The sequence below is a fragment of the Salipiger sp. ABN3_019 genome, from assembly GCF_056158605.1.
Genome location: NZ_JBSWTP010000009.1, coordinates 839,229 through 858,305 on the forward strand (window position 1 = coordinate 839,229; position 19,077 = coordinate 858,305).

The 19,077-nt window shown below is 66.9% G+C and carries 19 protein-coding genes; 12 read left to right on the forward strand and 7 right to left on the reverse strand.

The features are described 5' to 3' along the window. Nucleotides 1-29: 29 nt before the first annotated feature. Entirely contained in the window at nt 30-1,208 is a 1,179-nt protein-coding gene (locus ACXAD2_RS12155; RefSeq protein ID WP_475170214.1) for a MalY/PatB family protein, read from the reverse strand. 128 nt (nt 1,209-1,336) lie between these two features. Between ACXAD2_RS12155 and def (ACXAD2_RS12160) the strand changes: the two genes are divergently transcribed. The 6 genes from def (ACXAD2_RS12160) to ACXAD2_RS12185 all read left to right on the forward strand — a co-directional run bounded on the left by def (ACXAD2_RS12160) (nt 1,337) and on the right by ACXAD2_RS12185 (nt 5,398). Further along, nucleotides 1,337-1,858: a peptide deformylase gene (gene def, locus ACXAD2_RS12160; RefSeq protein WP_066103778.1), complete on the forward strand. Its 522-nt coding sequence runs from the start codon at nt 1,337-1,339 to the stop codon at nt 1,856-1,858. Next, a complete protein-coding gene (gene def, locus ACXAD2_RS12165; RefSeq protein WP_475170217.1) occupies nt 1,855-2,352 on the forward strand; it encodes a peptide deformylase in 498 nt (165 codons plus the stop codon). Before def (ACXAD2_RS12160) ends, def (ACXAD2_RS12165) begins: the two co-directional genes overlap by 4 nt. A gap of 47 nt (nt 2,353-2,399) precedes the next feature. After that, nucleotides 2,400-2,894, forward strand: coding sequence for a peptide deformylase (gene def / locus ACXAD2_RS12170; protein ID WP_475170220.1), 495 nt, complete (start codon nt 2,400-2,402; stop codon nt 2,892-2,894). 167 nt (nt 2,895-3,061) lie between these two features. Beyond that, nucleotides 3,062-4,036, forward strand: coding sequence for a methionyl-tRNA formyltransferase (gene fmt / locus ACXAD2_RS12175; protein ID WP_475170223.1), 975 nt, complete (start codon nt 3,062-3,064; stop codon nt 4,034-4,036). 20 nt (nt 4,037-4,056) lie between these two features. Continuing rightward, nucleotides 4,057-4,293 carry a GlsB/YeaQ/YmgE family stress response membrane protein gene (locus tag ACXAD2_RS12180; RefSeq protein WP_066103786.1) on the forward strand — a complete coding sequence of 79 codons (237 nt, stop codon included), beginning with the start codon at nt 4,057-4,059 and terminating at the stop codon, nt 4,291-4,293. A gap of 115 nt (nt 4,294-4,408) precedes the next feature. Next, nucleotides 4,409-5,398, forward strand: a complete 990-nt coding sequence (locus ACXAD2_RS12185; RefSeq protein ID WP_475170228.1) for a glutathione S-transferase family protein — start codon at nt 4,409-4,411, stop codon at nt 5,396-5,398. A gap of 6 nt (nt 5,399-5,404) precedes the next feature. Here the strand turns inward: ACXAD2_RS12185 and ACXAD2_RS12190 are convergent, their stop codons facing one another. Continuing rightward, a complete protein-coding gene (locus tag ACXAD2_RS12190; RefSeq protein ID WP_475170231.1) occupies nt 5,405-5,656 on the reverse strand; it encodes a hypothetical protein in 252 nt (83 codons plus the stop codon). A 402-nt stretch (nt 5,657-6,058) separates the two neighbouring features. On the opposite strand from ACXAD2_RS12190, the gene ACXAD2_RS12195 reads away from it, so the two are divergent. Continuing rightward, nucleotides 6,059-7,243, forward strand: coding sequence for a lytic murein transglycosylase (locus ACXAD2_RS12195; protein WP_475170234.1), 1,185 nt, complete (start codon nt 6,059-6,061; stop codon nt 7,241-7,243). Nucleotides 7,244-7,339: 96 nt separating this feature from the next. Beyond that, the gene (locus ACXAD2_RS12200) at nt 7,340-7,771 is read left to right on the forward strand and encodes a hypothetical protein (protein WP_475170239.1); all 432 of its coding nucleotides are present in this window, start codon (nt 7,340-7,342) and stop codon (nt 7,769-7,771) included. 67 nt (nt 7,772-7,838) lie between these two features. Here ACXAD2_RS12200 and ACXAD2_RS12205 read toward each other — a convergent pair whose 3' ends face one another. Further along, on the reverse strand, nt 7,839-9,167 hold the full coding sequence (locus tag ACXAD2_RS12205) for an amidase (protein WP_475170245.1): 1,329 nt from the start codon (nt 9,165-9,167) through the stop codon (nt 7,839-7,841). An 87-nt stretch (nt 9,168-9,254) separates the two neighbouring features. On the opposite strand from ACXAD2_RS12205, the gene ACXAD2_RS12210 reads away from it, so the two are divergent. Next, complete coding sequence (locus tag ACXAD2_RS12210) at nt 9,255-10,472, forward strand: UbiH/UbiF/VisC/COQ6 family ubiquinone biosynthesis hydroxylase (protein ID WP_475170247.1); 1,218 nt, start codon at nt 9,255-9,257, stop codon at nt 10,470-10,472. Between the two features lie 114 nt (nt 10,473-10,586). Here the strand turns inward: ACXAD2_RS12210 and ACXAD2_RS12215 are convergent, their stop codons facing one another. Beyond that, nucleotides 10,587-12,128, reverse strand: a complete 1,542-nt coding sequence (locus tag ACXAD2_RS12215; protein ID WP_475170248.1) for a DUF2125 domain-containing protein — start codon at nt 12,126-12,128, stop codon at nt 10,587-10,589. A gap of 134 nt (nt 12,129-12,262) precedes the next feature. Here ACXAD2_RS12215 and ACXAD2_RS12220 point away from each other — a divergent pair, with 134 nt between their 5' ends. Next, nucleotides 12,263-13,012 (forward strand): SDR family oxidoreductase, encoded by a 750-nt coding sequence (locus tag ACXAD2_RS12220; protein ID WP_475170253.1) that lies wholly within the window; start codon nt 12,263-12,265, stop codon nt 13,010-13,012. Then, on the forward strand, nt 13,009-13,617 hold the full coding sequence (locus ACXAD2_RS12225; RefSeq protein WP_475170256.1) for an enoyl-CoA hydratase/isomerase family protein: 609 nt from the start codon (nt 13,009-13,011) through the stop codon (nt 13,615-13,617). The genes ACXAD2_RS12220 and ACXAD2_RS12225 overlap by 4 nt, the downstream gene beginning before the upstream one ends. Nucleotides 13,618-13,709: 92 nt before the next feature. Here the strand turns inward: ACXAD2_RS12225 and ACXAD2_RS12230 are convergent, their stop codons facing one another. Both ACXAD2_RS12230 and choX read right to left on the reverse strand, forming a co-directional pair. Continuing rightward, the gene (locus tag ACXAD2_RS12230) at nt 13,710-15,812 is read right to left on the reverse strand and encodes a methyl-accepting chemotaxis protein (RefSeq protein ID WP_475170258.1); all 2,103 of its coding nucleotides are present in this window, start codon (nt 15,810-15,812) and stop codon (nt 13,710-13,712) included. 150 nt (nt 15,813-15,962) lie between these two features. Further along, nucleotides 15,963-16,883 (reverse strand): choline ABC transporter substrate-binding protein, encoded by a 921-nt coding sequence (gene choX, locus ACXAD2_RS12235; protein ID WP_475170262.1) that lies wholly within the window; start codon nt 16,881-16,883, stop codon nt 15,963-15,965. Between the two features lie 138 nt (nt 16,884-17,021). Here choX and ade point away from each other — a divergent pair, with 138 nt between their 5' ends. Further along, nucleotides 17,022-18,719 carry an adenine deaminase gene (gene ade / locus ACXAD2_RS12240; protein ID WP_475170265.1) on the forward strand — a complete coding sequence of 566 codons (1,698 nt, stop codon included), beginning with the start codon at nt 17,022-17,024 and terminating at the stop codon, nt 18,717-18,719. A gap of 6 nt (nt 18,720-18,725) precedes the next feature. Here the strand turns inward: ade and ACXAD2_RS12245 are convergent, their stop codons facing one another. Then, nucleotides 18,726-19,073, reverse strand: coding sequence for a hypothetical protein (locus tag ACXAD2_RS12245; RefSeq protein ID WP_066103815.1), 348 nt, complete (start codon nt 19,071-19,073; stop codon nt 18,726-18,728). Between the last annotated feature and the right edge of the window lie 4 nt (nt 19,074-19,077).

Consider the following 19,077-nt stretch of genomic DNA (forward strand, 5'->3'; position numbering starts at 1 on the left):
GGCTTGGTCTGCGCCGCCCCCTATTTGGCTCACTGCAGGTCGGCGAAGGCCTTTTGCAGGCGGGTTCCGGCCTCTTCGATGGTGGCGCGCGGCGCGGCGAGGTTGATGCGCATGCAGGTCTCGCCACCGGCGCCGAAGGACGGGCCGGGGCTGACGGCGATCTTGGCAATGTCGCGCACCCGCGCGTTGACCTCTTCGAAATCCATGCCGGTGCCGGAGAAATCCACCCAAGCCAGATAGGTCGCCTGCAGCGGCATCGAGCGCAGGCCGGGGATGGCATTGACCATCTCGTCAAAGACCGCGCGGTTGCCGTCGAGATGGGCGATCTGCGCATCCACCCATTCCGCGCCTTCGGGTGAATAGGCGGCGGCGGTCATGATCAGACCCAGCGCGTTGGGCTTGCTGTCGAGCGCGGTCAGCCGGTCTTCCATCTGCTTGCGCAGCCCGTCGTTGCTGATCGTCAGCGCCCCGACCCGCTGGCCGGCGATGTTGAAGGTCTTGGAGGCGGCGGTGAGGGTGATCAGACGGTCCTCGCTCTCGGGCGCGGCCACGGCCATGGGCACGAAGGTCTCGCCGGGGTAGATCAGGTCGTGGTGCACCTCATCCGAGAGCAGCATGAGATCGTTGCGCTTGGCGAACTCGGCGACGGCGCGCAGCTCTTCGGCGGTCCAGATGCGGCCAGAGGGGTTCTGCGGCGAGCACCAGATCAGCATGGTCTCCTTGCCGGTGAGCCGCGCCTGCGCGTCCTCGAGATCAAGCTCGTAGCGGTCGCCCTCGCGCTTCAGCGGGCATTCGGTGACCACCCGGTTGGCGCGGCGCACCTTGGCGGCGAACTCGTGATAGACCGGCGAGAAGATCGCCACGTGATCGCCCGGCGCGGTGTAGACGTCGAGGCACATGGCGACGCCATTGCCGAGCCCGTGCACCGGCACGATCCAGTTCTGTTCGATGTCCCAGTCGTGCCGCGTCTTCATCCACCATTGCACCGCGCTGGTATAAAGCGACATGGCCGAGAAATAGCCGAAGATCCCGAGATCGACCTGCGCCTGCAGCGCGTCGCGCACGCAGGGCGCGGTGGGATAGTCGGAATCGGCGGTCCACATCGCCAGACCGTCCTCCTGCGGCACGCCGAAGAGTTTCTCCATCAGGTCCCATTTGGCGGAGCCGGTGCCCCGGCGGTCGATCGGTTGGTTGAACAGGTCTTTCATCGGCGACGTCACTTCCCTACAGCATCTCGGACAGGTCTCGCGCCCGACGCTAGCGAACGCGCGCCGGAGTGCAACCACTGCACGGTGCGCATCTTGCGCGATCACGTTCATTTGCCTAAGTGACACCCATGAAACGCCCTATCCTCATTCACCCCGATCCGCGGCTGAAGAAGCTCTGCGCGCCGGTGCCCGATCTGTCGGACGAGCTGCGCGTGCTGGCCGACGACATGCTCGAAACCATGTATGACGCGCCGGGCATCGGGCTGGCCGCGCCGCAGATTGGTGTGCTGGACCGGCTGATCGTGCTCGATTGCGCGCGCCCCGACGATGGCGAGACGCCGCGCCCGCTGGTGATGTTCAACCCGCGGGTGATCGCCAGCTCGGACGAGCGCAACGTCTACGAGGAAGGCTGCCTGTCGATCCCCGAGCAATATGCCGAGGTCGAACGGCCGAAGATCGTGCAGGTGGAATGGCTCGACCGCGACGGCAAGCTGCAGACGGAAGAGTTCGACGGGCTCTGGGCGACCTGCGTGCAGCATGAGATCGACCACCTCGATGGCAAGCTCTTCATCGACTACCTCAAGCCGCTGAAGCGCCAGATGATCACCCGCAAGATGCAGAAGCTGAAGCGCGAGAGGGCGCGGATTTGAGCCTGCTGCCGATCTTGCGCTGGCCCGACCCGCGTCTGTCGCAGGTCTGCGCCGAGGTGGCCTCTGTGGCGGCGGTGACCGAACTGGTCACCGATATGTTCGAGACCATGTATGACGCGCCCGGTCGCGGGCTGGCGGCGCCGCAGGTGGGCGCCATGGTCCGGGTCTTCGTGATGGACGCGGGCTGGAAGGACGGCGAGATGAACCCTCTCGCCTGCATCAACCCGCGCATCCTCTGGGCCTCGGATGAGACGGTCAGCGGCGGCGAGGGCTGCCTGTCGATCCCCGGCGTGACGGCGCAGGTGACGCGCGCGGCGCGGATCCGCCTCGGATTTACCGATCTGACCGGCGCGGCGCAGGAGGTCGAACTCTCCGGCCCCGAGGCGATCGTAGCGCAGCACGAATACGATCATCTTGACGGGCTGGTGCATTTCGACCGGCTGGAGCCCGCGGCGCGGGACGCGCTGACGGCCGAGTACGGCGCGCTGGCGTAAATTTCCGGCCAGACGTTTGGCCTGACGACCCTGACAAGGAGCGTGGCATGACCGCACGCAAATGCATTCCCTGGCCCGACAAGCGCCTGCGGACCAAGGCCGAGCCGGTCGAGGCGATCACCGATGAGATCCGCGCGCTCTGGGACGATATGATCGACACGATGGAGGCGATGCCCGGCGTCGGTCTGGCCGCGCCGCAGATCGGCGTGATGCTGCGGCTTGCGGTGGTCGATGCCTCGGAAGAGCGCGGCAAGGCGATCCGCATGGCCAACCCCGAGATCCTGCATGCCTCGGTCAAGATGAACGCGCATGACGAGGCCAGCCCCAACCTGCCCGGCGTCTGGGCCAAGATCGAGCGTCCGCGCGGGGTGACCGTGCGCTTCATGGATGAGACCGGCGAGACGCGGGAGCAGGATTTTGTCGGGCTCTGGGCGACCTCGATGCAGCATCAGGTCGATCATCTGAACGGCAAGATGTATTTCGACCACCTGGGCAAGGTGAAGCGCGACATGCTGATCCGTAAGTCGAAGAAGCGCGGCTGAGATCGGCCTTCGTCTTGGCCTTCGTCTTGGCCTTTGCCCGCGACCTTTGCCCGTGGCCGCGCTGGCGGTGCGGGCGGGTTTTGCGTATTTGAAGAACAATGAAGCTGCGGCGCGGTGCGGTGCCGCGGGTTTCGAGTATTTTTGGAAAGATGAAAGGGAGCGGGCGGATGCGCGTGGTCTTCATGGGAACGCCGGAGTTTTCGGTGCCGGTGCTGGAGGCGCTGGCGGGCGCCGGGCACGAGATCGCCGCGGTCTATTGCCAGCCGCCGCGGCCCGCCGGGCGCGGCAAGAAAGAGCGTCCCTCGCCGGTGCAGGCGCGGGCCGAAGAGATGGGGCTGGAGGTGCGCCATCCGGTGAGCCTGAAAGGCGCGGAGGCGCAGGCCGAGTTCGCCGCGCTGAAGGCGGATGTGGCGGTGGTCGTGGCCTATGGGCTGATCCTGCCGCAGGCGGTTCTGGATGCGCCGGCCTATGGCTGCCTCAACATCCACGCCTCGCTGCTGCCGCGCTGGCGCGGCGCCGCGCCGATCCACCGGGCGATCCTGTCGGGCGATCCCGAGACCGGCGTGTGCATCATGCAGATGGAGGCCGGGCTCGACACCGGGCCGGTGCTCTTGCGCGAGGCGCTGGAGATCGGCGCAGAGGAGACCACCGGCGCGCTGCACGACCGGCTGTCGGCGCTGGGATCGCGGCTCATCGTCACCGCGCTGGAGCGGCTCGACGATCTGACGCCCGAGGTGCAGCCCGAGGCGGGGGTGACCTACGCCCAGAAGATCGACAAGGCCGAGGCGGTGCTCGACTGGTCGCTGAGCGCCGAGGAGGTGTCGCGGCACATTCGCGGTCTGGCGCCGTTCCCGGGCGCGTGGACCATGGCCGGCGACCAGCGGATCAAGCTGCTGGGCGCGCGTGTGGTGCCGGGCGAAGGCGCGCCGGGCGAGGCGCTGGACGATAGGTTTGTCATCGCCTGCGGCAGCGGCGCGGTGCAGGTGACGCGGGCGCAGCGCGCGGGCAAGGGCGCGCAGGACGTCGAGACATTTCTGCGCGGGCTGCGCATTCCTGCGGGCATGGTGCTGGGCTCGGGGCACGACAGCGGTCATCATGGCGGGCAGCAGACCGGGAAACAGACTGGGCAACAGGCGGGCTGAGCCCCGCAAAGGAGGGCGGCATGGGACTTCTCTGGCTCATCATCCTTGGCGCGGCGGCTGGGTTTTTTGCCACGCGCGTCATGCAGGTGCGCACCGGTGTCCTGCAGACGGTGCTGATCGGCATGGGCGGCGCGCTGATCGGCGGGCTGGTGCTGCGCGGGCTCATCGCGGTCACCGGGGCGTTGGCCGGTCTGGTGGGCGCGGTGCTGGGCGCCATACTGCTGATCTGGATCTTTCAGAAATTCGGTCCGCGCTGACGGCGGTTCCGCCTCGGAGTGTGCGCTCATGCGAAGGGGCTGCGCGCCCCTGCCTGTTTGCTTGGCCGCCCGATGCCACTAGCTCATGGCCCAGAGCAACGCAGGAGTGCGACAGATGGGCCTACTGGTCGACGGCAAGTGGCAGGACAAATGGTATGACACCGACAAGACCGGCGGCAAGTTCGTGCGGTCCACGGCAAAGTTCCGCAACTGGGTGACCGCTGACGGATCAGCCGGACCCTCGGGCGAAGCGGGCTTCAAGGCCGAACCCGGACGCTATCATCTCTATGTCAGCTATGCCTGCCCCTGGGCGCATCGCGCGCTGATCTTCCGCAAGCTCAAGGGGCTGGAGGATTTGATCTCTTATAGTGCCGTGCATCCCGAGATGCTGTCGGAAGGCTGGGAGTTCCGCACCGATTTCGACGGTGCCACCGGCGACCAGCTTTATGATCTTCCCTACCTGCGCGACGTCTACCTCAAGGCCAACCCGACGGTTTCGGGGCGGGTGACGGTGCCGGTGCTGTGGGACAAGGAGCGCAAGACCATCGTGTCCAACGAGAGCGCCGAGATCATCCGCATGTTCAACAGCGCCTTCGACGGGCTGACCGGCAACACCGACGACTATTGGCCCGAGGCGCTGCGCGAGGCGATCGAGCCGGTGAACGCGCGCATCTACGACACGGTCAACAACGGCGTCTACAAGGCCGGATTCGCCACCACGCAGGAGGCCTATGAAGAGGCCGTGGCTCCGCTGTTCGACACGCTGGACTGGCTCGAGGAGCGGCTTTCAGGCCAGCGCTACCTGATGGGCGCGCAGATCACCGAGGCCGACTGGCGCCTGTTCACCACGCTGATCCGCTTCGACACGGTGTATCACGGCCACTTCAAGTGCAACCGCGCCCGCATCGTCGATTACCCGGCGCTCTGGGCCTATGTGCGCGAGCTTTATCAGTGGCCGGGGGTCGCCGAGACGGTGCGGCTCGACCATATCTCGCGCCACTACCACTACAGCCACGACACGATCAATCCGCACCGCATCGTGCCGGTGGGGCCGAAGCTTGACCTTGATGCGCCGCACCAGCGCGAGCATCTGGCGGCGGCCTGAGCCATGTCACGGGGCGCAATGCGCCCCGTAATGCTCGACCATGGCCACAAGATCGGCCGGGGCCGTGGCGCTTGGCAGATAGGCGCAGGCGTTGCCGCAATGGCGGAAGATCGAACCATCCGAGAACACCGCCGTGTCGGTGACAAAGACCACGCGGCAGTGCGGTTGGCGGTATGAGGCGAAATCCGCCACCGCAAGCGCGCTGCCCTCGGCCAGCATCAGGTCGAGCACGATCACGTCGATCTGCTCTTCGAGCATCACCCGTGTTGCCGCCTCCTGGCCTGACGCGACGCGAACCTCGGCGCCACGGCTTTTGAGATGTCGGCCCCAGAGCCGCGCGAGAGTTCTGATCGTGTTGGACTATGAGCACCTTCATCGCATTCTCCTGACAGGTACTCCCCTGATGTGGTTCCGCATCCGGCATGCTGTCCGGAGGCAGGCGAGAGTTTTATTTGTTTTTTACCCTTCCACCTCTGTTTTCGGCGGGCTTCCTAAAGAAATGATTAATTTTGCTTTCCGATCCCAAGTTTCAGGGGTGCCGCTAGGTCACGCTTGTGTGTTCACAGGCCGCTGCACGCGATGTGATCGCGCGCCAAGGCGGCGCGGTTGCCTGCCCCGTGCGGGCTGATAGGGTAACGCAAATTTTCCCAAGAGGTCCCAATGCGTATCTGGCCCCTTCTGACCGCCCTTCTGCTGCCCGCAGCGGTGCAGGCTCAATCCCTGCAGGCCGTGCCCTGCGGCGGCGATTTCCGCGCCTTTCTGGACGGGGTTGCCGATGAGGCGGTGGCGCAGGGGGGCGATCCCGCGGCTGCGGCGCGGTTCTTCGGCGGGCTGCGGCAGGATCCCAAAGTGCTGAAGGCCGACCGGGCGCAGGGCATCTTCCAATCGCCCTTCATCGAGTTTTCGCGCAAGCTGATCTCGCAGGACCGGCTCGACAAGGGTCGCCGCAAGGCCGAGGAATGGGACGCGGTCTTTGACCGGATCGACAGCGAATACGGCATCTCGCGCGGGGTGCTGCTGGCGTTCTGGGCCTTCGAGACCGATTACGGCGGCTATCAGGGCAACTTCAACACCGCCAACGCTCTGGCCACGCTGGCGCATGACTGCCGCAGGCCCGAGCTGTTCCGTCCGCAGCTGATCGCGGCGCTGGAGCTTTACGAGCATGGCGATTTCGATCCCGCTACGACCACCGGTGCCTGGGCGGGCGAGATCGGCATGGTGCAGATGCTGCCCAAGGACATCATCGAGAACGGCGTCGATGGCGATGGCGATGGGCATGTGCTGCTCAAGTCTTCGGTGCCCGATGCGCTGATGTCGGGGGCGAAGATGCTCTCGGGGCTCGGCTGGCGCCCGAACGAGCCTTGGCTGCAGGAGATCACCCTGCCGGAGGATTTCGACTGGTCGATGACCGGGCTCGAGACCACCCTGAGCGTCGCCGAATGGGAGCGTCTTGGCGTGTCGGGGCGCAATGGCGCGCTGGATGACGGGCGCTTGCAGGCGTCGATCCTGCTGCCGCAGGGGCGGGGAGGGCCGGCGTTTATCGCCTATCCCAACTTCCGGGTCTATTTCGAGTGGAACCAGAGCTTCACCTACGTGCTGACCGCGGCCTATTTCGCCACGCGACTCGAAGGGGCGCCGGTCTATGACGCGCGCACGCCCGCGCCGGGGCTCTCGGGGCCGCAGATGCAGCAGCTTCAGCGCAAGTTGCAGTCGCGCGGGCATGACGTTGGCGAGGCCGATGGCATCCTCGGCGCGGGCACCCGTGCCGCGGTGCGCCGGATGCAGGCGGAACTGGGGCTGCCGGTGGATGGCTGGCCGACGGAGAGCCTGCTGAACGCGCTCTGATCTACTCGGCGGCGGGGTTTCGCGCAGGGTGAGCGGCGGGCAGCCGTCGCCGCTCTGGCAGGGGAACCGCGGCGCAGCGCGCTGGGTTTTGCGCGCATGATACGTTTTGCGAAACACCCCGCTCCGCTGGCGGCGCTCTTCGCGCTCGCCCTTTCGGCCTGCCTGCCGCAGGAGAAGCAAAGCCCGGCGCAAGAGCGCGCGGGTGCCGAGGACAGCGCGGCTGCCATCCCGCAGGACATGCAGGGGCGCTGGGGGCTGGTTCCGGCGGATTGCACCTCGACCCGCGGCGATGCCAAGGGGCTGATGACCGTCGAAGGCGACACGCTGAGCTTTTATGAATTGCGCGCGGTTCTGGATGCAGTGGCCGAAAGCGATCCCGAGCGCCTTGAGGCGTCCTTTGCCTTCACCGGCGAGGGGCTCAGTTGGAGCCGGGATGTGGTTCTGGTGCTGCGCGGCGACACGCTGGTTCGGCAGGAGAGTGGCGAGGGCGCGAGCCCCGAGCCGCTGACCTACACGCGCTGCGGCTGATGGCTTTGCGGTATGGCCGAGGGTACCGGGCCAGCGATCAAGCTGGCCCTTTCGCTGTCATCGAGGGTCAGGCAAGCGCGGCTTCGGCGGCGACCGACAGGCGCAGCAAGCGGTCTTCTTCCATTGGGGCCGCCATCAGCGAGATGCCGCAGCTTGGCGCGCCTGTGGGCAGCGTGGTGACGCAGAGGCCCATGACATTGCCGACGCGGGTGTTGCGCAGGGTCAGCAGGTTCTCGGTGACGTAATATTCCTCGTCGGTCATCAGCCGGTCGGCCTGCGGCGGCAGGTTCGGCGCGGTCGGGCAGAGCACCGCGTCAAAGCCCGCGGTGGCCTCGGCCCAGGCGGCGCGCGCCTGCATCATGCGGTTCCACGCATTGATGTACTCGGCGGCGGAGAACTCTTTGCCACCTTCGAAACGGGCGCGGATCGGCGGGAACATCAGCTCGCCGCGCGCGGTGATCTCTTCGCCCCAAGCGGCCCATGCCTCGGCGGTGTAGAGCACGCCCGCGTCGCCCATGGGCACGGCCACCTCGGGCACCTCGATCGGCACGATCTCGGCCCCGGCGGCGGCCAGCTTTTCCAGCGCCGCGGCGTAGGCGGCGGCGGGCTCGGGGCGCAGATCGTCCATCACGATTGTCTGCAGCGTGGCAAGGCGCACGCCCTTGAGCGAGGCGCCGGTCAGGTCGGGGGCGTCGCGCCCCTCGAGCGCCGCCAGCATCAGCGCCGCATCCTCGACCGTCTGGCACAGCGGGCCGACGGTGTCGAAGCGCGCCGCCAGCGGCACCGCGCCCTCAAGCGGCAGGCGGCCCGCAGTGGTCTTCAGCCCCACAAGATCGTTCCACGCGGAAGGGATGCGCACCGAGCCGCCGGTGTCCGAGCCCACCGCCGCGGCGGCCAGCCCGAAAGCGACCGAGGCCGCGGCACCCGACGAGGAGCCACCGGCCACCGAGCCCGGATCATTCACCGAAGGCGGGGTGGCGGTCACCGGGTTGAGCCCGAGGCCGGAGAAGGCCAGTTCGGACAGATGCGTCTTGCCAAGGCAGACGAGGCCCATGGCGGTGGCGGTCTGCAGCACCTTGGCGTCGGTGTCGGGCACGCGGCCCTCGAGCAGCGCGGTTCCCGCCTCGGTGGCGACGCCAGCGGTGTCGAAGAGGTCTTTCCAGCTGACCGGCACGCCATCGAGCGGCGAGAGACGGCGCCCCGCCTTGGCGCGGGCACTGGCGGCCTCGGCCTCGGCCAGAGCGCGCTCGGGGGTGAGACGGGCGTAAATGCGATCCTTCAGCGGGTGCGCCGCGATCTTGTCGAGGAAGGCTTGTGTCAGCGCCACCGGGTCCACTTCGCCCGCACCGATCGCCCGCCCCAGATCCGCCGCGCTCTTGCCTGTCCAGTCCGTCATGCCGCCATCCTATTTTTTGCGTTCGGCGCGACGGTAACGGCACGGCGCCGCATGGACAATCCCGGCCGCAGGACCATAGTACGCCTCATGACACAGGACAGCGATCTGCTCATCATCGGCGGCGGTCTGAACGGCCCCGCGCTTGCGCTGGCGGCGGCACAGGCCGGGCTCAGCTCTACCGTCATCGACGCTCTGCCCGGCGAGACACGGGCCGATCCGGGGTTCGATGGCCGCGCCTATGCGCTGGCCCTCGCCTCGGTGCGGCTCTTGGCCAATCTCGGCCTCTGGGACGACCTGGCGCCGCAGGCCCAGCCGATGAGCGCCATCCGCGTGACCGACGGACGGGTTGGCGAGGCAGAAGTGTTCCTCGGGCTCGATTTCGCTTCGGCGGAGATCGAGGAAGGGCCGATGGGCCATATGGTCGAAGACCGCTTCCTGCGCCGCGCGCTGCTGCAAGCCATGGCCGATGCGCCGCTGGTGACCCATCGCGCGGGCAGCACGGTGATCGGGCAGGAGGTGGATGCCTCGGGCGTGACGGTGCAGCTTGCGGATGGCAGTAGCCTGCGCGGGCGGCTGCTCATCGGTGCCGACGGGCGCAGCAGCGGCACCGCCGCGCGCGCGGGCATCCGGCGCATGGGCTGGAGCTATGGCCAGACCGCGCTGGTCTGTGCCATCGCGCATGAAAAGCCGCATGAGGGCGTGGCGCATCAGTTCTTCATGCCCAGCGGGCCGCTGGCGATCCTGCCGCTGACCGGCAACCGCAGCTCGATCGTCTGGAGCGAGAGCGATGCGCAGGCCCGCACGATCAACGCGCTGCCCGATGACGCTTATCTGCAGGTGCTGCGCCCGCGCTTCGGCGATTTCCTCGGAGAGATCTCGCTGGCCGGGCCGCGCTATACCTACCCGCTGGGGCTGACGCTGGCGAACAGTTTCATCGGCGCGCGGCTGGCGCTGGTGGGGGATGCGGCGCATGGCATGCATCCGATCGCCGGGCAGGGGCTCAACGCCGGGCTGCGCGATGTCGCCGCGCTGGCGCATGTGCTGGCGCATGCGCAGCGGCGCGGTGAGGATGTGGCCTCGGAGCTTGTGCTGGCGCGCTACCAGAGCTGGCGTCGCTTCGACACGGCGGCGCTGGCGGCGGCGACCGATCTGTTCAACCGGCTCTTCTCGAATGACAACCCGCTGCTGCGCGCCGGGCGCGACCTTGGCATGGCGCTGGTTCAGGGGATGCCGGGGCTGCGCCGCAACTTCGTGCGCGAGGCGGCGGGGCTGACCGGCGATCTGCCCGATCTCATGGCCAAATGAGCCGCAAAGCGATCCGCCGGGGAAGGTGAGCCAAGCTCCTTCGAAGGAGCTTGCAAATCTCTTTGAAGAGATTTGGCGCCGCAGGCCCCCAACTGGACCTGCGGCGCCGCGCGTTCAGCGGATGCGCTGCCCGTTGGCCAAAAGATGGCCGTCGGCGTCCACTTCGATGGTCGACGTCATCGTGTCGGGCTCGGACCCGGCCACGGTGAACATGCCCAGCATCATCCGCGCGCCCATGGCGTCCTGCTGGCTCAGCAGCCCCATGGCGATCAGCTTGTCGATCAGCCCATTGGCCCCGGCGAGGGTGAAGTTGACCGCACCTTCGGGCCGCGGCATGCCGCCATAGCTTTCGGTGTCCTCGTTGTGGAAGGTGAAATCCCCCTCCCCGGTGATCTTGGCGCCGGCCACCTCAAGCGTCAGGCTGTTGAGCGACAGCGCATTGAGCTCGGCAGGCACGGTCTCTTCGTCCTCGAGCTGCGCGAGATCGGCGGGATCGAAGATCGACACCAGCGGCGTCGCCTTGCCGGTGATATCGAAGGCCAGCGTTGCCGGATCGCGCGGCAGGCTGCCGCCGGGATCGAAGATGCCCCAGATCTGATCCGACACGGTCAGACCGCCCAGGGTGAGGCCAAGCGCAAGATCCTGCGGCGTGTCGGATTTGGCTAGCGGCAGCGTCATATTGTAGGCGACCTTGTCCATCGCGGCGCTGACCGGGAAGGGCAGAGAGCTGCCCTCGGCCTCGTAGTTCAGCGTATCGAGCGACAGGGCGTAGCTCAGATGCGCGCCGTCGATCGACCCCTCGAAGCTGCCGCCTTTCGAGCTGCTGCTGCCGGTCATCGTCTCGCCGTCCTGAGTGACCGCAAAGCTCGCCTGCCCGGTCTCATAGGTGAAGCGCCCGCTGCCCTCGAATCCCGCGGCCATGAAGGCGGCGGCGTCCTCGCTGCCCATCTCGTCGGGGATCACCGACATGCCGCTGCTGGCCAGCCCGGTCATGCGGCCGGAGATTTGCCCGGTGGCATTCTCTTCCTCGGGGTTGCTGCCCGACAGATCGTAGCGCAGCTCGTCGGTCTTGTAGCTGTGGCTATAGCGCCTTGTGCCGTCGCTGCTGTCCACCTCGGAACTGCCGCTGAGCGGGCCTGTGGCGAGGCTGGCGCTGATCACTTCACGTGGCAGTTCCTCGCCTTCGGCCACCAGACGCACCAGATCGAGCGATGTGGCGGCGGCGCTATAGCTGTAGTCCATCGCCTCCGGGGTGCCGGACGCGATCATCTCCAGCGCCTCCTGACCCAGTTCCAGCGTCATCTCGACCGGCTCGGCGCCCTCTTCGGTGACGCGAATGTCGATCGGCATCGGGCTGGGGAAGCGGATCCCGACGGTGCCGTCGCCGAGGTCTTCGAAGGTCAGATCACCGAAGGCGACCGTCACATCGCCCGCGGCCTGCGCCTCACCGGCGGCCACCGCCATGGTGAGCGTCAGATCGCTCAGCAGCAGATTTCCGCCGCTGGGGCTTTCGGTCACCGAGACCTCATAACCGACCCCCTCGAGCATGCCCGACAGGTCATCCCACACCTGTTCGGGGGTGACATCCGCGAGTGCGGGCGGCGTCAGTGCCAATGCCGTGACACCGGCTCCCATGACCCCAGTCAGAACACGCATCCCCAATCCCTTCCATGGCGTATATCGCAATCAATGGCCTAGAGTTCGCCTCCGTATCCCCCGGGGTCAAGGGGGTGGACCGTGGATAGCGCTGTGTTTACCAAGGAGGGGATTTCCAACCGATGGGGCAATCCATGGACCTGACAGGGAAAACCGCGCTGATCACCGGAGCGAGCCGCGGCATCGGCGCCGCGGCGGCCCGGCTTTTTGCCGAGGCTGGCGCGAATGTGGCGCTGGTGGCGCGCAGCCGCGAGGCGGTGGCGGAAATGGCCGGAGAGATCGGTCCCAAGGCGATCGCCATCCCCTGCGACATCTCGCGCTACTGGGAGATGGATCAGGCGGTTCAGGCCTGCGTCACCGCCTTTGGCGGGCTCGACATTCTGGTCAACAACGCCGGGGTGATCGAGCCGATCGCGCCGCTGGCCGGGGCCGATCCGGACGCATGGGGGCAGGTGATCGACGTCAACCTCAAGGGCGTCTACCACGGCATGCGCGCGGCGCTGCCGCTGATGCTGGCGCAGGGCGGCGGCACGGTGTTGACCATCGGCTCTGGCGCGGCGCACCGCCCGCTTGAGGGCTGGTCGGCCTATTGTGCCTCGAAGGCCGGGGCGCTGATGCTGACCCGCATGGCGGACGAAGAGGGCCGCGCCCGCGGCATCCGTGCGCTCTCGCTTTCGCCGGGCACGGTGGCGACGCAGATGCAGCGCACGATCAAAGCCTCTGGGGTGAATGCGGTGAGCGCGCTGGAGTGGGAAGATCATATTCCGCCCGAGTGGGTGGCCAAGGCGCTGCTGTGGATGTGCGGGCCGGAGGCGAATGGCTTCCTCGGCGATGAGGTCTCGCTGCGTGACGAAGGCATTCGCAGCAAGATCGGCGTCGCATGATCTCGCTGGAGAAAGAGGGCGGCTATTGGCTGGCGGTGATCGACCGTCCGGCGAAGGCCAACTCTCTGACGCCGGAGATGCTCGAGCGCCTGTGTGAGATCGCCGAGGCGGCGGTAGAGGCGCGGGTGCTGGTGCTGACCGGGGTGGGCAAGGTGTTCTCTGCCGGTGCGGATCTCGAGGCGGCGCGGGCTGGGCTTGCAACCTCGCCGCTCTGGGAGCGGCTCTCGGGGGCGATCGCGGCGCTGCCCTGCCTGACCATTTGCGCGCTCAACGGCACGCTGGCGGGGGGCGCGATGGGCATGGCGCTGGCCTGCGATCTGCGGATCTCGGTACCCGGGGCGAAAGTCTTCTACCCGGTGATGAAGCTGGGGTTTTTGCCGCAGCCCTCCGATCCGCCGCGTCTGGCGGCGCTGGTTGGTCCCGCACGGGCCAAGATGATCCTTATGGCCGGGCAGAAGGTGCCGGTTGAAGAGGCGCAGGTCTGGGGGCTGATCGACCGCATCGTGCCGCCAGATCATCTTATGATCACCGCACTGGCGCTGGCCGAAGATGCGCTGGGCGCGGCGCCGGATCATGCGGCGGCGATCAAGAAGCTCATTCGTTAGGCTTCTAGGCACGCTGGGATTGCCCTTTTTGTGGTTGGCGCAAAGTGTGCTTGCCGCAAAGCTGGATCGCACGGCGCGTTCTGCGGGCTGCGTCATGCGGCCTGACTGCGGGTCTGCGTGGCTTGCGGGGTGCCAAGATCGAACTCGGCGACCAGCGCGGCCAGCCGCTGTGCGCCTTCGGCCAGTTCGGTCGAGGCATCGCGGCTGGCATCGGCCACGGCGGTGTTCTGCGAGGTGAGGTCACGCAGGCGCGCGGTGGCGTCGTTCACCCCCTGCAATTCGCGGCTTTGCGCCTCGGCGGCGGCGCTGACGCTTGAGAGCACCTCGTCGACGCGAAGGATCTGCTCGAGGATGGCCTGCAGCGCCTCGCCGGTTTCGCCCACCAGATTGACGCCGCCGCTGACCTCTCGGGCGCTTTCCTCGATCAGCCCCTTGATTTCGAGCGCCGCATCGGCGGAGCGACTGGCGAGGCCCTGCACCTCCATGGCGACCACGGCAAAGCCTTTGCCGAACTCTCCGGCGCGTGCGGCCTCGACCCCGGCGTTGAGCGCCAAGAGATTGGTCTGGAAAGAAATATCCTCGATCACCGCGGTGATCTGCGCGATCCGCCCCGAGCTTTCGGCGATGCGGTCCATGGCGGCGACGGCATTGCGAACCACCTCGCCCGAGCGGTCGGCGCGGCCCTTCGCTTCGTCGGCGAGCCCCTTCACGTCGCGCAGAGAGGCGTTGGTTTCGGCCAGCGTCCGGGTCAGCCCCGAGACCGTCTCGGCGGTGCCGCCAATGGTGGCCACCTGCTCGGTGGTGCGTTCGGCCAGATCGGCGGCAGAGCTGCGCAGGCTGCCGGAACGTTCCTCTAGCTCGCCCACCGTGTCCGAGACCGCCCGCATCACCTCGCGCAGGCGGGTGGTGGCGGTGTTGAAATCGGCGCGGATGGCATCGTATTCCTCGGCCAAAGGCGTGTCGAAGCGCAGGGTCAGATCGGCGCGGGCGAGTGCGTTCAGCCCTTCGGTCATCAGGTCCACCACCTGCTGGTGGCGGGCATTGAGTTGCGCTTCATCCTCAGCGCGTTTCTCGATCGCGGCGCGCGAGAGCTGTTTGAAGCGATAGATCGACTGCGCCATCCGGCCAATCTCTCCGCGGCTGTTTATATGCGGCACCCATGCCTCGAACCGCCCTTCGACGAACTCCATCATCACATCGGTGAGGCGGCGCAGGCGGCGGGTGATGAACTCGGTCATCACGGTCGCCATGGCCGCCAGAACAAGCGTAGCCACAAGCGTCAGCGCGCCGGTGATCATGAGTGTGCGCCGCGCAGCCTGGGTGAGCGAGAGGGCCTGTGCCGCGATCTCGGTGTTGAGGTCGGTTTCGACAGCGCGCAGCGCGTCGATCCAAGCGGTCGAGGCGGCGAACCATTGCGGCGCCGTCAGTGTGCCGCGCGCGCCGCCATAGGGCAGACCTGCGATGGTCTCGACCATCGGCGCCAGGGTCTGCGCCGGGGCGCTGGCCTTCAGATCGTTCAGCATCTGCGGGCGGTCGAGTGTCAGCGCGGCACGGGCCAAAAACGCCTCTTCCTGCGCGATGAGCTTCATGAAGCGCTGGTGCACCGCAGGCGGGAAGATATCCGTGCCAAGGCCGGTTGCCCCCATGGCGCGCGCGAGGCCAGCGCTTTCCTTCGCCATTTCAACCTGTTCGCGCGACTCCATGAGGGCAGAGCTGGGCGAGGCGTGGGTATTTCCGCGCATCTGCCCGCTGGCATGCATCAACTCGTCGATCAGCCCGGTATAAAACTGCGCGAGTTCGGGAACGCTGAGAGTCAGCCGGTCGATGCCTTGGCGGGTTTGGCCAAGGGTGTCGATCCGCTCTTGCGCGGCCTCCATCGCCACGGCTGCACCGCTTTGGGTTTCCGGCAGGTTGCCCTGCATCCGCGAAAGCGCGGCGTCGGTGTCGGCGCGCTGGGTTGCCAGTTCGGCGCTGAAGTTCTTGCCGCGCGAGGCGGTGAAGCCCGCCGAATAGCCGCGCTCTTTCTGCAGTTCGTGCACGAGGTCCGACAGTATCTCGGATTCGGCGGCGATCGCCGCGACCCGCGCCTGATCGTCGGCGCTGTGTTTCAGGCGCAGGATCTCGTGCCCGGCAAAGTAAAGCACGAGCGCCAGAAGCGGGCCGAGCGCGGCGAAAAGAATGAGGCGCAGGCTCATGTCAGCATTCCATCGTCAGGGCAGTCGCGGCCCATCTGACGGTGGCTGGGTGAAGGTTTACTGAACGCCCAGGAAGAGCGCGGAAGAAAATGTCTTGGAGTTTATCGGAAATGGAAAAGCCCTGTCCCCGCGGGGACAGGGCCGGGCGCCTTATTGCAGCGCGGCGGTGACCGCCTCTTTGGCGTCGCCGCCGGCGAGCGTGGTCACCCCATCGAGCCAGGCGTCCAGAACGTCCGGATTGGCCTGCAACCATGCGGTGGCGGCCTCTTCGGCATCGGTGCCGTCATTGAGGATCGCGCCCATGATTTCATTCTCCATTTCCAGAGAGAATGACAGGTTTTCCAATAGCTTGCCGACGTTGGGGCACTCTTGGGCATAGCCCGCGCGGGTGTTGGTGTAGACCGTCGCGCCACCGAAATCGGGGCCGAACCACTCGTCGCCACCCGACAGGTATGTCAGCTCGTAATTGGCGTTCATCGGGTGCGGCTCCCAGCCGAGGAAGACGATCGGCTCGTCGCGGCCCGAGGCGCGGCCAACCTGCGCCAGCATGCCCTGTTCAGAGCTTTCCTTGACGTCGAACTCCTTGAGGCCGAAGGCGTCGGCTTCGATCATGTCGAGGATCAGCCGGTTGCCGTCATTGCCCGGTTCGATGCCGTAGATGGTCTCGTCGAGCTCATCGGCATGGGCGGCGATGTCGGCGAAATCCTTGATCCCGAGCGCAGCCCCGGCGGCATTGGTGGCCAGCGTGTATTTCGCGCCTTCGAGGTTGGCGCGCAGGGTGTCGACGCTGCCTTTCTCGCGGTAGGGGGCGATATCGGCCTCCATCGTGGGCATCCAGTTGCCGAGGAACACATCCACATCGCCGCGGTCCATCGAGGTGTAGGTGACGGGCACCGAGAGCACTTTGACGTCGGTGTCATAGCCAAGCGCGCCCAGAACCACGGTGGTGGCGGCAGTGGTGGCGGTGATGTCGGTCCAGCCGACATCGGCGAAGGTGACGCTGTCGCAATCGGCCTGAGCCGTCCCTGCGGCGGCCAGCGCGGCGATCAGCGCGAGGCGGGAAATGGTCATGGTAGCTCCCCTGTTGATTTTGTGGCGCAAGTAAGCGCGCATCCCCGGATTTTTGCAACCGGATGAGGCGGCAAGCCCTCTCGCCTTTGCCGGGTGGGCTGTGGCACTGTGGGCGCAAACAACGACCCGGAGACAGGCATGGCAGAGCTCGAGACGAAGATTGCACAGGGGCGCGGCGACGCGGCGGCGGATCTGGTGCTGAAGGGCGGGCGTATCCTCGATCTGATCACCGGCGAGCTGATCGCGGGGGATGTGGCGATCTGCGGCGACACCATCGTCGGAGTCTATGAGAGCTACGACGGCACGCGCGAGATCGACGTGAAGGGCGCGATCCTCGTGCCCGGCTTCATCGACACGCATCTGCACATCGAAAGCTCGCTGGTCACGCCCTTCGAGTTCGACCGCTGCGTGACGCTGCGCGGGGTGACCACGGCGATCTGCGATCCGCATGAGATCGCCAATGTGATCGGCGTCGCAGGGGTTCGGTATTTTCAGCAGGCTTCGGCCCATACGCTCATGGACATCCGGGTGCAGCTGTCGTCCTGCGTGCCCTCGACGCATATGGAGACCGCCGGGGCGGAACTGCTGGCCGAGGATATCGCCGAACTGATGGGACATCCTTCGGGCATCGGGCTGGCGGAGTTCATGAACTACCCCGGCGTGATCTTCCGCGACCCCGAGGCGATGAAGAAGCTGCGGCTCTTCGAGGGCGGGCACATCGACGGGCATTGCCCGCTGCTCTCGGGGCGCGATCTCAACGCTTATGTGGCGGCGGGCATCCGCACCGAGCATGAGGCGACGAGCGCCGAGGAGGCGCTGGAAAAGCTGCGCAAGGGCATGCGGGTGCTGATCCGTGAGGGCTCGGTGAGCAAGGACCTGCACGCACTGCAGCCGCTGCTGAACGAGCGGACCTCACCCTATATGTGCCTCTGCACCGACGACCGGAACCCGCTGGATATCGGCGAGCACGGGCATCTCGACTACATGATCCGCACGCTGATCGAACTGGGCACGCCGCCTCTGGCTGCTTATCGCGCGGCGTCGCTGTCGGCGGCGGAGGCCTTTGGCCTGAAGGATCGCGGCATGATCGCGCCGGGCAAGCGAGCGGATATCGTCGCCATCGACAGCCTCGAGGGCTGCCACGCGCAGATGGTGCTGGCCGGCGGCGTGGTGGTGGATGATGCGGCCTTCGCGGCGCGCGAGACGATCCCCGAGGTGGGGCGTTCTTCGGTGCACGCGCCGAAGCTGACGGCGCAGAGCTTCCGCGCCACCGCCAATCGCGAAGAGACCGACGTGATCGGCATCCGCGAGGGGCAGATCCTCACCGATCACCTGCATGAGACCATCGTGATCGAGAACGGCGACAAGGCCCCCGACGTGGCGCGCGATCTGATCCGCATCGCGGTGGTCGAGCGGCACGGCAAGAACGGCAATATCGCCACGGGTTTTGTGCGGGGCTTTGGCCTGCAGAAGGGGGCGATTGCCTCGACAGTCTGCCACGATCACCACAACATCGCCTGCGTCGGCGCCGATTATGCCGATATGGCGCTGGCGTCGAACCGACTGGCCGAGATCGAGGGGGGCTTTGTGGTGGCGGCGGAGGGGAAAATCCTCGCCGAGCTGGCGCTGCCGGTGGCGGGGCTGATGAGCCTCTTGCCCTTTGAAGAGGTGCGCGACCGGCTGGTGGAGCTGCGCGCCGCGGCGCGCGGGCTCGGCGTGACGCTGGAAGAGCCCTTCCTGCAGCTGGCCTTCCTTGCGCTGCCGGTGATCCCCGCGCTGAAGATCACCGATCGCGGCATGGTGGATGTCACGAAGTTCGAGATCATCCCCGGCTGAGCGGCATCACTCTTCGTCGTCGTCCTCGTCATCGTCGTAGAACGGCGTGACTTGGGCGACGATCACCGAGTTTTCCTCGAGCGCGCGGGCCATGAGCTCGCGTTCATTGTCGTCGATGTCCATGCCCTGCGCCTTGCGCTCTTCTTCGGTGCCGTAGCCGGTCACGTCGAGCGGGTTCATGTCGGCCTGCTTGAGGATCGCCACGGTCTCGCGCACCGCCTCGGCCTCGTCCACGCCCGAGGCGTAGCACAGCAGTCCAGCGCCGGTCGCGCCTTTGGGAAGGCCGTCGCCATCCTTGCGGCCGACCTCGACCAGAAGCGTGTAGACCTGCTGTTTCGACGGTTTCTTGCCCATGTTC